Source organism: Paenibacillus aceris (assembly GCF_017874035.1).
In the GTDB taxonomy this organism is placed as follows: domain Bacteria; phylum Bacillota; class Bacilli; order Paenibacillales; family NBRC-103111; genus Paenibacillus_E; species Paenibacillus_E aceris.
This window is the reverse complement of record NZ_JAGGKV010000005.1, coordinates 306,958-319,784: the sequence shown is the minus strand read 5'-3', so window position 1 is coordinate 319,784 and position 12,827 is coordinate 306,958. Positions and strand designations below refer to the sequence as shown.

The following is a 12,827-nucleotide window of genomic DNA, read 5'->3' as shown; positions in this document are numbered from 1 at the left end:
TATAGCAAACACATACAACAATAAGTTACGGGGAGTTCCAATGTATTTGGTTATTTTATATGCAGCAGCTATTCTGTGCTACCCAATTCCAAATCAATATCAAAGTTAAGTTTTCTTAAAATATTAAGCGTTCCATGAAGGCCAGTACCGGTAGACTCGGAAGTACAGCCAGTTAAGTGTAATTCATTGCCGTTTTCATCGGTTAGGACTAAATACTTCTCTTTATTGATCGAGGCTGCTTCAAATTTGCCGAATCTGTTTTTAGTTCGTTCAAAAAGTTGTTCACTCAAGTGCGTTACACCCTGATACGAGTGTTCCTCTTTTATTACGAAAAACCTTTTATTTGGATAAAAAGTTTCATCTAACATGCTAGATTGCAGATATCTTAGATCTTCATCGCCAAGTACAACCTGAGTTAAAAGTTTTGCCAAGGGCAATCTCCTCACATTCTTTTAATGGGATACTCCATATCAAAGTTTACTTGATCAACCTATATTTCAATATATTTGTTACAAGCTGGCATTATACTTCTATTTCGCTACTCCAATAAAAAAACAAGCTAATCCAAATAGTTGGATTTAGCTTGTTTTTTGTCAATGAGATTTATAAACTTCTCATGAAAAGGTCAGTTTGCAATGAGTGACAACTTATGCCATTTGGTGTTTTGACGAAATGTTAAAAAGCTCCGGCTACCGGTCTCTTATATCATTTCTCTTGACATCAAAATGCTTTATAGTATTATAAAAACAATCGAATATGTTGAATTTTCTTATCAAGAGTAGGTGGAGGGACTAGCCCGATGAAACCCGGCAACCGACAAACCTTTGTTAAACAAAGGAATGCACGGTGCTAATTCTTGCGGAAACGCTGTATTAAGCGAATCTGGGAGATAAGAGCGAGGTTCTGACATTGTATTTTTATGACCTTTCTCTGACTCCAGAGAAGGTCATTTTTTTATGAACTAATTAAACATGTGTAAGGAGCGATAAAGATGCCGATCACGATTGCTGACAATTTTACGATGAATGAAACTGAAGAGATTGGTCTTTCCTTTGAATATTTGCAGCAGTATAAGATTACCCGAATAGAATGTTTTCGGTTTGACAGCGATTTTGCAAAAAAGCTGCAACTTGGACATGAGAGAGATGATATCTGCGGGCTAATTGCCATCTCCACAAATACGGGAGCAGTTGGGTTAAAGGAGTTTGCGGTTCCTTCTAAAAGCCTAAAGTGCGATTTGACTATGTGGGCCGTCCTTTTTCAGCGTATTAAAGGTCTTACTTTGAAGGAGAGCATGAATTATGCTCAACTAAAGCAAGAGGCGTGGGGACCAGTGAGATTTGAATTAATTGAGTCTGCACTAATGGATCTAATTGAAAAAATTAAAATAGAATCAAAAAATAACAAGGAACATAGATACTTCTGGGATCGAGCATACCTATTTGAGCATGCGCAAGCTTATATCTCTTTTTAAGAGCTTGATGATACTCCAAATCATGTACTTCCGGTTCGTATCAACAATCCGACTCGTAAGCGGAACGAAGAGCTGCAAATTCTGCAGCCCTTCAGGATATACCTATTATTTCCCGTTTATATTCATCAGGATTCTGGATAAGGAAACAAATCAATGATTCGCATACACTGACCGCTTTCGTTCGTAAACACCACGTGTTCCCGCGTGAATCTACGCGGGCTTTCCAAACCACAGGCTGCAGCCAGCGAGAATAATCCTTCCCTTAGTTGAAGGATGTAGTTCATTACCCGCCATTGCTTTTCCTCTGGTGCCAGAGCAGCCTGATACTTGGAATCCGTGGTTGTAATGCCGGTCGGGCACTTACCTGTATGGCACTGCAGTGCCATGATACAACCGTTAGCCATCATAAAGCCGCGAGCAGAGTTGACACAGTCGGCACCCAAAGCTAAGGCGATTGCAACTTTATCAGGCGTTATGAGCTTACCGGAAGCGAAAATTTTGAAACGGTCGCGCACGCCGAATTTTCTAGCTATATCGTCGAGGATGAGCAGCGCGGCAAAGAGCGGTAATCCCATACCATCCGCCATCGCCTTAAAGGTCGCTCCAGAACCACCCTCAGAACCGTCTACTGTAATGAAATCCGGATAGATATCCAACTCTACCATAGAACGGAAAAACGGTTCTAGACGCTTCGGATCACCGACGACAATTTTGATGCCCACCGGTTTGCCTCCCTCTTCTTGCAGGGTGCTGATGAAACGGAGTGCTTCCTCCGGATTGGTTAGAAATTCAAACCGATTCGGCGAATTCACCGTTTTCCCAACAGGCACCAAGCGGGCTGCTGCGACTTTCTCGGTTACCTTTGAGCCTTCAAGGTGTCCGCCACGTATTTTGGCACCCTGATGAAACTTCAATTCAAAAGCCTTGATATTTGTGACCTTAGCTTTGTGCTTGTATTCTTCTATGGAGAAGTTGCCACTACCATCTCGGAAGCCAAACATGCCGGGCCCGATCTGTGAAATGATATCGACCCCCGTCGCAAGATGTACATCCGCAACCCCGCCTTCACCTGTATTGATCCACGAGCCACCCGCCATCCTTGCCCCGCTACCAGTGGACTGAATATAATGCTCGCCGACTGCTCCGTAGGAAGTGGCTGAAGCACCGAACATGCCTTTAAGCCGCCAAGGGTTTCTGCGGTTTTCTCCTACCACAATGACATCGTCATCATCTAGCAACCAAGGTTTCACTTGTTCTTCCACGAACTTTTCCTGCCGAGTAAAAAGCCCCTCATCGGTAATGACATATTTTTTTCCGGGTATCGTCTCTTTGTTATCCACCCTAAGCTCGCTAGTCAATTTCGGAAACATGGCGTTGGACAAATAGAAACCAGGTTTTTCATAATCGCGTTTGCCACCGAATGAGATGAGATCTGTCCGGTATTTCGCCGCATACACAATCCCGACAAAATCAGCTCGCGAGAAAGGCTTCCCATCCGTATCATTGTCAAACCAGTATTGGCGAAACTCGGGTCCGAGCTTTTCAAGCAAATAACGCAGCCAACCAAGGAACGGGTGAGAGCGGATGATGGAATGCTTTGGTTTTTTGGATAAAACATACATATAACCAAAAAAGATGAGTGGTGGCAAAATAACGATAGCAATCAATATGACTAACAGGATAATGTGCAGCATTTAGAAAAACCTCCGGATCGCTAAAAGTGAAATGAGTTTAGTATTTCATTTTATTCCAATTTTAAGCCAACATGTGTAGGAAGGTTTACTTATTAAACTCTCGAATCCATTTGTTCAATAAAAAAACACCACAGATACTCCGTGGTGTGAAATATACCGCAAAAACGTATTTAAAGACTTCGTCGCAATATGAAGTATAAATTGTTTCGGCACTCAGACCAAAGTAACCGTTAGCCTTCCACTGCTTTCCCCCGGCAAGCGAATATCCAGCAATCCATCGCCATCCGTTGAGAACCCGACTGGTTGCTCATTCCAAGACACGCGATACAAGGGTCCCGCCTTCATACAAACCAGCACGGTATGGTCGCGGCCTTCCTCTCCAAAATAGCTAAGATCAGCCGAGAGCTCCGTATTGTCATAATTAAAATCTGTCTTTTTCAGCCAAACGTCATAACCGCATGTGAGCGTACCCGGCCGGTAATAAGAGGCAAACCAGCTCAGCACAGGGGCTGAAAGTCCGCCGAAGTGATGCCACCCAGCTCCTCTCCCGGACTGCACGATAAAATGTTCATAGCAGTTGTAGGTTTCTCCGGTTTCTCTTTGCCACAGCTTCAAACCCGTGCGGGCAATACGGTGAGCAGGTTCACTAAACCCAAGAGCAAGAAGCATTTTCCAATATATCCATTGATGCGGCATCCAAACGGCCCCGTTCCAATAGCCGTCTTTCTTAAAATAAGCGGCGCTCTGATCTACAGTCGACAGACCGATCGGACTCCATAACCGCTCACCATCAGAAATATATCCTACTAAACGCTTTTCCTGTTCGGGAGTGCAAATGCCGGCTATCAGCGGATAGGCTCCATCTAGCCCCATATTGTAATTTTGTCCGCTTTCATGCCGGAGCAATCCTTTGGGGCTCCCCTGTTCATCATGCAGAACATAGCCGAAATAGCCGCTTTCCTCATCCCAGGCATATGCCTGAACAGCTTTTCCAAAGCGTCCAATATCACTATCGTATTCATAAATGTCCTCTTCCAACCCGCCTATTGCGGCTGCTGCCATTTTCAAAATTTTGGCGATACGTATTGCATGGCAGGTATTGGATATAGGTGCCGCTTTGGCTGTCAAACGGCTACGGTGGACTTCGACTTGTGGCGGATAGTCGTCCCAGCCTCCGGAGTTATAGAAATAATCCCACGTCTTCAGCAAATGGGAAGAAAAAATTCCTGTTGTTGAACTTCCCATTTTGCCGGCATAAAATTGATAATATTGCCTAAGCCTAGGGTAATAATAGTCCAAAAACTCTCTCGACTGCGTTTTATTCCATAGTTCCAGGAACAAGTAGTGCTGTACAGGAACCATACTGCCGTGATGAATGAAAGCCGCATGAGGGTCTCCCGGTTCTGTAACATAGGCATTCAGACATTCCACCGCACGCTCTATATCGAGCTCGGCCAATCCGATTCCGATAAAACCCGAATCCCAAGTGTACAAGCTATCCCACCACCGCCCGGGAGTGTTATGGCGAATATACGACTGCTTCGTATAAACCGGATAAACGACATTCGTAGCCAAGGTAGCCTCCATCAGTTGCTGACTGAAGCGATAAGGCTCCCCAGAGGGGTTGAATGGCTTGGACTTTGACTTCCGCTTCACAGATGAGAAGAACGTCTCGAACTGCTCGGCATCGGGCTTATAGGATAAAATCTGCCCCATCACCTCATCTTTGGTTCCGCAGCAAACCATTCCATATAGGGTCTTGCTTGACTGTGGAGCTAATGGAATAGGTCTCAAATAAACATTGGTGAAGTGACCGTCACCTTCTCCTTTAAACACCGAGTGAACATGATGATGTACATTATGCCGCATAAAACGATCAAGCTCATCACAGTGGAACTCCCGCACCTCATAGTCATCACAAGCCCAAAGCAACCCGTAGTAAGCTTCGATGCCTTCATATTTGAGCAATAGACTATTAGGAACTGGCCCTGGAAACCGTTGCGGATGCGCCTCTGTTGTTTCATGCACAAACCGCACCTTCCCCAGTAAGTCCCGCTCTGTAAGGATAAACCCATCAAGCTCCGCCGAAACGGCGCAATCGCTCGTACTGGAGGAGGATTCGGCAGTAGTGAATACAACCTCATGCCGCCCCGCTGGCAGCGTCCCCACGTCAACATAACATTCATCCGGCTCATCCGTTCCGTTAAGCTCCATAGAAGCATCAAAGGCACCGTTGATTTGAAGGCGAAGTCGTTGTCCATCCTTCATCCTGTAACGCAAGAGCAGCGCAGCTTGCTTCATCGGTTCAGCCAGCGTAATTGTATAGGCAACGCGGTCTCCCGCTTCCTGGCCGAAACGGAGAGACGAGCCTCCCACTAGGTTCTGCCCTCGCTCTTCTCCGCGAATAAAACCGTCGTAAACCAGATTATCGTTCGGCCGGTGCGTTGCGAATGCCAATGAATCATAGTCCAGCGCATCCCTCCATAACGCCCGCTCCTTCGGAAGCTCGGGGCGAACGGTCCGCAGCTGCTCCCCGTGCCCACGCACTTGCGGAAAATGCATGGAGGCCATGTAATGCAGCACGACATTTTGACTAGCCTGCGTCCGGTTAACGAATTCACAGCGGATTAACCTCGCATTTGCTGATAATTCGGCGTAAGAGATATCCGTGTAGACCTGATCCTTCCATTCGAGCTCATGCCGGTGCGTATACCAGCTTAAATCGGGCGCGGCTTCCCACGGATGATATCCTGACTCCCACATCACATTCGGCACATCGACTTTTCTGCGGTAAAAGCCGGGAAATACGCTTAGATCGAAGCGGAATCCCCTCTCCGAATCGGCTATATGCGAGATTCCTATATATTTCTTCGTGTAGGGCCCCCACAGGGGGAGCTGCTTTAAGTCATGTGTACCACGTAAATGCTCCATATGCGACAACCGACTCCTTGTATAAGGTTTAAGCATAAAGTAATGTTCCATGAAAATTACAGAGAATAGGGCATTGCATAGAACAATGCCCCAGCCCGTCTATCCATTTTTATTTGTGAGTGCTTTTATACCAATCCGTAGCTTCTTTAATGACTTGGTCCCCGCCGCGTTTCTTCCAATCCTCCACGAACTTATCGAACGCATCGGGGGACTCCTTGCCGGTTACGATCTTTGCAGCAAGCTCCAACCAAAGACCATCTCTTGCCAGTTCCGGACGAGCTTGCAGTGTCGGCAGCGCCGGCATACCTAATCCGTCATTTTTACGGCCTTCCTTGGATGCTACATCTATTGCTTTCATCACGAGATCTCCGGATGGACGGTTCTTCATAAATTCCGCATCGCTCAGATGAGAAGGGCCGACCATTCGAAGCCATGTAAGATGCATTTCCTCTCTATAAATATCATCCTGCTTCTGCGGATATTTGTATTTAATTTTACCGCCCTCAACTGTGTAATCATCACCCTCCAGACCGTAGGTGAGGAACTTCTGAGCTTCGTCAGAATAGAACCAATCCAGGAGCTTGATCGCATTTTCAGGATTTTTGGTCGTTTTTGGAATGACCCACACATTCCCTCCAACCGTGCTCCCGATGCTCAAACCGCCTTTGCCGTCAGGTCCTACTGGTGCTGGAATAATTTCCAACTGGGATGTAGGGCTTCCAGTCTTAACCTCTGCCGCCCATTTATCAGCCAATCTTGGACCATGGATCCATAAACCTACTACACCTTGGGCTTTAATTTTTGCATCCCAATCCTTCGGCTTTTGCACAAATACCTCGTTGTCCAGCAGCTTTTGTTCATAAAGCTTCCGGTAAACCCCTAATGCTTCTTTCATGTTGGGTCGGATCATGTTCGGAATCAGCTGTCCGTTTTCAAATTTCCAATCTGCTGGCATCACATCATATGCTCCGAAGAACGCTTCGGTAAAAGCCAGCTTCTCGCGTCCGGAGAATGGAATCTCATCCTGCTTTCCGTTGCCATTCGGATCTTTCTCTTTAAACGCTTTCAACATTTCGATATATTCATCCACAGTTTTCGGCGGCTTCATGCCCAATTTATCCAGCCAATCCTTACGAACCATCATCACATTGCCGTTGGGAGTCGGGTTAACGTTAGGGATGCCGTAAATTTTACCCCCCTTGCTGACAGAGGCAAAATCCCATGCTTCCTTCGGAATATTCTTTTTCAAATTAGGGCCATATTTATCAATTAGTTCGTTCAGTGGAATTAATACACCCGTATCAACGGCAGGAGCCACCTCCGGACGGTTAATACCGTGCGTTTGCAGCAGATCTGGCAGTTCGCCGCCGGCAAACAACAGCGTCAGCTTCTGATCAAACTGGCTGTGCGGAATTAACTCCAACGTCACATCTGTTTTGGATAATTCACGAAGCTTCTTCGTATATTTGTCTTCATTAATGTTCGGAGAACCTTCAATATATTGAAGTCCTTCCGTACCGATGCCAACTTTCACCTTCGCCGGTTTTTCTTCTGTTTTTGCAGCCGGTGAAGTGGCTTGAGTCTGAGAGCCGCCGCTTGATGAACAACCTGCCAGAGTCCCGGCAGCCAATACAGCGGATAATGCAAGCAACGTCATTTTTTTTCTCATTTGACCCGTCTCCTTTTCGCTTATCATGATATATTAACCTTTCACTGACCCAAGCATGGCGCCTTTAATAAAATGTTTCTGGATCAGCGGGTAAATCAACAATATGGGAACGGTAGCAACGATGATGGTCGCCATCTTAATGCCTTCCATCGATTGCAGCGTCACGTTTACACTCTGCATCAATGATTCGGTATCACTTTCGACTAGCAACTGGCGAAGCTTGACCTGTAGCGGAAATAAGGCAGGGTCACGGATGTACATGATCGCACTGAAATACCCGTTCCAATGGCCAACCGCATAAAACAATCCGATGGTGCTAAGCGATGGCAGCGACAAAGGAAGCACGATGCTCCACCAAGTGCGGTACTCGCCGCAGCCGTCAATGCGTGCAGCCTCCACAAGCCCTTCTGGAATATCACGAAAAAAAGAAATCATAATGATCAAATTAAAAGCACTTATCGTTCCAGGTATGATAAGAGACCACAGTGTATTCAGCATTCCTAGAGACTTGACCAGCAAATATCCGGGAATCAGCGGTACTTGAAAAATCATTGTCAACACAATCAACAATAAAATTAAGGAGCGGCCCTTCAATTCATTTTTAGATAAACCGTATGCCATTAATGAGGTAAAAAACAGATTGAACACCGTCCCTCCGACTGTCAATAGAACGGTCACGCCGAAGGATTTCCATATAGCTGCGTTTTGCAGCACGGCTTTATAATTAATCATCGTCCATTCAACGGGAAAGATGCTGACCCGTCCTTGAGAAATTGCGCTCCCGCTGCTTAGAGAGCCCGCAAATATATGTAGAAATGGAAGAAGCATAGCTAAACTTACTACCGTTAAAACCAAATAATTGCCATACATAAATGCACGTCGAGAGGCATTTTCCCTGATCAATGTACCGCTCTCCTTTCAGAATTAATAAATTGAATTTCCAGTTGTTTTCTTGCTTAGTTGGTTAGCGCCAACAACTAGAATGACGCCTACAAGCGATTTAAATAATCCAATTGCCGTCGTATAGCTATATTGTCCGCCCAGGAGCCCGATGCGATAAATGTAAGTATCGAGAACTTCACCCGTCTCCGTCACGAGAGGATTCAGCAGCATGTAGATTTGCTCGAAACCTAGGTCAAGCACGTGTCCGACTCGCAGCAGCAGCAGCACCATAATCGTTGGCAAAAGCGATGGCAGCGTAATGCTGAACGCCTGCTTCAGCTTCCCGGCTCCATCCACTTCGGCTGACTCATAAAGCTCTGGATTGATGCCTGCCAAGGCCGCAAGATAAATGATCGTCCCCCAGCCAACCTCTTTCCATATTCCCGAAGTAACTACGATCGAACGGAAGTAATTTGGCTCCTGCATGAAAAAGACAGGCTCCTTGCCCAGCCACTTGAGAAAATCGTTGACCATGCCTGAGCTTGGGGACAAAAAGTTGATAACGAGTCCTCCGACAATGACCCAGGAAATGAAATGCGGAAGATATAGAACTGTTTGCACCGCGCGTTTAAAAAACATCTTGCGCACTTCATTCATCAACATAGCCAAAGCGATTGGTGCCGGAAACCCTAGGACAATCTGGTAGATGCTGATCAGCAGTGTGTTCTTTAAGACACGAAGAAATTCGGGATATGTGAAAAGGTTGTGAAAATGATTAAGCCCGACAAAGCTACTGCCGAAAATACCGGTAAATACGCTATAATCCTGAAACGCAATAATTACACCCGATAGAGGAATATATTTAAACAAAATAAAATAAATCAGTCCCGGAAGAACCATTGAATATATTTGCCAGTGCTTCAACCAATAAGGCTTTCGCTTCACGGCTTCTGCCGGAAAAGAGCCCGCTTGTTCCCGTGATGCGGGTTTACTCCTTAACTCCATTATTATCTCTCCTTCCTAAGTTGCAGCTTTATTGTAACCGCTATCATTCCTTGCATCCATGTGTAAAACCGTAACATGTTGTGTTTTTTTGACTAACATGTTTCAACAAAAAAAGACGCGCTTCTCTCCGCGTCTTATTTACCGGTTAATCGTTTTTTATATTCGTTAGGTGCTACACCGCAATATTTTTTAAATGATTTGGAAAAGTGAGGATAATCGCTGTAGCCGACAGCATGAGCAACTTCATTCGTTTTACTTTCGGCTGCTTCCAGCAGATCTTTGGCCTTCTCCATGCGAAGTTTAATGACATATTCAATAAAGCTTAAGCCTAATTCCTCTTTAAAACACCTACTGAAATAGGAGTCGGACATTCCTGCCTCATTAGCGGCTTGGGATAGTGACAAATATTCGTTCGCGTAATGCGCTTCGATATATCGCACGGCCTTCATAATGCCATGATGCTGTCCCCAGTTGCGGATCATACGAACCTGTTCGGCAAATGCCGCAATACTGATCCGTGTGTGAAGGACGACTTCATCCTGGGATGCAATTGCAGCGGATAACCGTGGCTTCGGAAGCTCCTGCATCTTTCCGCCGCTCCTTGCGATAAGCTCCGCTTCCGCCAAGGCGATCACATCCTCCAGGTGCTCCAAGCACTGCGCGAGATTCAGTCCTCGGCTCATGAGTTGCTGATGGAAGTCTGATAACTGCAGCAGGGCTTCCGGCTCGCGGAGCATCCACAAATGTTCCGTAAGCGAGGCAGCAATGCCCCGGCATTCCCACAGCCTCTGCCCCCGCTCCTTGAAACTTCTCCCTTTTTGATCCAAGCGGTCAGCTACTTTCCTCAACAGGTTCTCCAAAAGTTCCTGTCTGACCGGCTTCAACACGTAATCCGTGATCCCGTAGCGAATCGCCTGCTGGGCATATCCAAAATCGTCATAACCAGACAAAATAACAATTTCTGTATCTTGGCTTCGTTTACGGATTTCTTCAATTAGTTCTAGCCCATCCATGACCGGCATGCTGATATCCGTAATGATTAAATCCGGCTTCAGCCGCTCCCAGAGCGCTAACGCCTCACTGCCGTCCTCTGCTTCCCCGTTTACGCGAAAACCGTACTGGCTTCCATCAATCAGCTTAGTTAAACTATGCTTTATCATCACTTCATCATCAACGATTAAAACGCTATACATCGTTCCCAACCCCCTTTTCAACCGGCCAAGCAGCGAATTTCAGCCGCATATCAATGATGGTGCCTGTCTCGTTGGACTTTACAATAAACAACCCGTAAGGGTCACCGAAGCTAATACGGATGCGTTGGTGCACATTCCAAAGGCCGATAGTGTCAAACATTCCGCTGACTTCCCCCTTTTGCCGCATCTCCCTGCTGTCACCGGCTATAAACGCTGCATTGTAGCGTTCTCTTAGCTGACGGTCCATTCCTTTTCCCTGGTCCTCTATCCGAAGCACATAATCCCCGTCCTGCATCATGCCCTTAATCCCTATATAACTGGGTCTCAGTTTATGAGCCTGATAGCCATGTTTAAAAGCATTCTCCACAAGCGGTTGAATCATAAGCCGAACAGCTTGAACCATAGGAAGCAGTCGCTCGTCGGCAATAATCTCTACTTGCAAAGCATTAAAGCGCTCCTGCTGTATTTCCAGATAAGTACGTATGTAGCGGATCTCCTCCAAAAGCGTGACCGCTTGGCTCGGATTTCCAACGCTGTAACGAAAAATGTCTGCCAATGAAGTCGCCATCCGGCTAATTGGCTTTACATCCTCAATAATTGCGTAAGAGTTGATAATCTCCAATGTATTGTATAGAAAATGGGGATTAATCTGCGATTGCATCGCTTGTAAGGCAGATTCACGCTGACGAATTTCCATTTCCTGCTCTTTCATACGGGAAGTCTGCACCTCTTCGAGAAGACGGCGGATTTCACCGACCATCCGATTAAAGCCGCGATTTAATCCCCCCAATTCATCGTTCCTCCTTTCGGGAGCTTTGACGCTAAGGTCCCCTTCTTCAGCACGGCGCATAAGTCGCTGCAAATGCAGCAACGATTGTGTTAAGTAGAGGGAAAAGCCACCAGTAAGAATTAAAGCAATACCAACCAGCAGGAGAACGATCCAGACAGTAACGTTTCTCAGGCTGATCATATCTTTGTTCAATTCCTTTAGCGATACTTCCGAAATAAGCGTCCAGCCTGTCATCGGAGAGCGTTCATAAATAATAAGCCTGTTATCCTGCCGCGCCTTTTCCACATAGTAGCCGTTCTCGCTTGACAGTTTTTCACTAAGTTCCGGCGTCAATGCCTGTTTTCCCCATCTTTCCTTCTCTGGGTGATAAATGACTCGCCCTTCCGCATCCATAATCCATAAGAATCCGGTGTCGCCTAGCTTAATTTTTTCACAGATTTTAATAATCTCATTAAGCCGTACATGGATAATGAGCATTCCGCTAGATTGATATGAAACCGTATCCAAAAATTTGCGCGCGATTGTCAGAACAGGAGTAGACTCCATATATTCTATGCCAACAATCCGATAGTTCCGCTCACCAAGAACTGCATTTTTATATAGCTCATAACTTTCCCTACCGGCAAAATCACTATAGCTTGAAGTAGCTATCCCGCTATTAGAAACGATAGACAATCCATAAATATCAGGCCTGCCAAAGGTGATACTAGGAAATAGCTCGTCGGATATTTTTTTGCTGACAAGAAACCTGTCGTATTGGTCCTCAGGATCCAACTTCATAAACGATTGAATCTGGGGGTGCAGCAGCAATGGATAGGTTATCCTCTCCAGGTCGTAGAAATATCCGTCCAGTTGCGAATTAATTTGACCCATAAGCTGCTCACTATAATCGATAGCATTATATTCAATGCTTTCCGATGCCTTCTCATACCACAGTGTACCAAAAACTAGCAGCGGAACGCATAAAAAGAAGAGAATGAGCAGCACGAGCTTCGCTTTGATTGATAGCGCTTTCTTAAATAACAATTTCCCACCTCGCTGCCTCAGTTTGATACACATCGAAATTTCCTTTATCTCTTCTGCAGATATTTCCATTATCCTGCCCCATAACCGAAGAAGGCTGCCATTCTATACTGTCGGCTGCCTTCTTCTAATGTTATCAACTTTTATAAACCTAGTAACTCTCCTA

The 12,827-nt window shown here is 45.7% G+C and carries 9 protein-coding genes and 1 riboswitch; of the genes, 1 reads left to right on the top strand and 8 read right to left on the bottom strand.

The window, feature by feature from the left end; all coding sequences use genetic code 11:
• Positions 1-68 precede the first annotated feature (68 nt).
• Positions 69-431 (bottom strand): hypothetical protein, encoded by a 363-nt coding sequence (locus tag J2Z65_RS12240; protein ID WP_167058930.1) that lies wholly within the window; start codon positions 429-431, stop codon positions 69-71.
• 335 nt (positions 432-766) lie between these two features.
• A riboswitch (SAM riboswitch) is annotated at positions 767-896 on the top strand.
• A 95-nt stretch (positions 897-991) separates the two neighbouring features.
• Between J2Z65_RS12240 and J2Z65_RS12235 the strand changes: the two genes are divergently transcribed.
• The gene (locus J2Z65_RS12235) at positions 992-1,474 is read left to right on the top strand and encodes a hypothetical protein (protein WP_167058933.1); all 483 of its coding nucleotides are present in this window, start codon (positions 992-994) and stop codon (positions 1,472-1,474) included.
• Positions 1,475-1,599: 125 nt separating this feature from the next.
• Here the strand turns inward: J2Z65_RS12235 and J2Z65_RS12230 are convergent, their stop codons facing one another.
• The 7 genes from J2Z65_RS12230 to J2Z65_RS12200 form a co-directional block, all read right to left on the bottom strand.
• Complete coding sequence (locus J2Z65_RS12230; RefSeq protein WP_193580931.1) at positions 1,600-3,168, bottom strand: FMN-binding glutamate synthase family protein; 1,569 nt, start codon at positions 3,166-3,168, stop codon at positions 1,600-1,602.
• Positions 3,169-3,381: 213 nt separating this feature from the next.
• Positions 3,382-6,099 (bottom strand): MGH1-like glycoside hydrolase domain-containing protein, encoded by a 2,718-nt coding sequence (locus tag J2Z65_RS12225; RefSeq protein WP_167058936.1) that lies wholly within the window; start codon positions 6,097-6,099, stop codon positions 3,382-3,384.
• A 109-nt stretch (positions 6,100-6,208) separates the two neighbouring features.
• Positions 6,209-7,768, bottom strand: a complete 1,560-nt coding sequence (locus tag J2Z65_RS12220; RefSeq protein ID WP_167058939.1) for an extracellular solute-binding protein — start codon at positions 7,766-7,768, stop codon at positions 6,209-6,211.
• 33 nt (positions 7,769-7,801) lie between these two features.
• Entirely contained in the window at positions 7,802-8,671 is an 870-nt protein-coding gene (locus J2Z65_RS12215) for a carbohydrate ABC transporter permease (protein WP_167058942.1), read from the bottom strand.
• 21 nt (positions 8,672-8,692) lie between these two features.
• Positions 8,693-9,655, bottom strand: a complete 963-nt coding sequence (locus J2Z65_RS12210) for an ABC transporter permease (RefSeq protein WP_240159723.1) — start codon at positions 9,653-9,655, stop codon at positions 8,693-8,695.
• Between the two features lie 134 nt (positions 9,656-9,789).
• Positions 9,790-10,848 (bottom strand): response regulator, encoded by a 1,059-nt coding sequence (locus J2Z65_RS12205; protein WP_167058945.1) that lies wholly within the window; start codon positions 10,846-10,848, stop codon positions 9,790-9,792.
• Positions 10,841-12,733: a sensor histidine kinase gene (locus tag J2Z65_RS12200; RefSeq protein WP_167058948.1), complete on the bottom strand. Its 1,893-nt coding sequence runs from the start codon at positions 12,731-12,733 to the stop codon at positions 10,841-10,843. The genes J2Z65_RS12205 and J2Z65_RS12200 overlap by 8 nt, the downstream gene beginning before the upstream one ends.
• Positions 12,734-12,827 lie beyond the last annotated feature (94 nt).

Coding starts and splice junctions, on each gene's coding strand:
- J2Z65_RS12235 (WP_167058933.1), top strand. CDS start 992: ATGCCGATCACGATTGCTGACAATTTTACGATGAATGAAACTGAAGAG.
- J2Z65_RS12230 (WP_193580931.1), bottom strand. CDS start 3,168: ATGCTGCACATTATCCTGTTAGTCATATTGATTGCTATCGTTATTTTG.
- J2Z65_RS12225 (WP_167058936.1), bottom strand. CDS start 6,099: ATGGAGCATTTACGTGGTACACATGACTTAAAGCAGCTCCCCCTGTGG.
- J2Z65_RS12220 (WP_167058939.1), bottom strand. CDS start 7,768: ATGAGAAAAAAAATGACGTTGCTTGCATTATCCGCTGTATTGGCTGCC.
- J2Z65_RS12210 (WP_240159723.1), bottom strand. CDS start 9,655: ATGGAGTTAAGGAGTAAACCCGCATCACGGGAACAAGCGGGCTCTTTT.
- J2Z65_RS12205 (WP_167058945.1), bottom strand. CDS start 10,848: ATGTATAGCGTTTTAATCGTTGATGATGAAGTGATGATAAAGCATAGT.
- J2Z65_RS12200 (WP_167058948.1), bottom strand. CDS start 12,733: ATGGAAATATCTGCAGAAGAGATAAAGGAAATTTCGATGTGTATCAAA.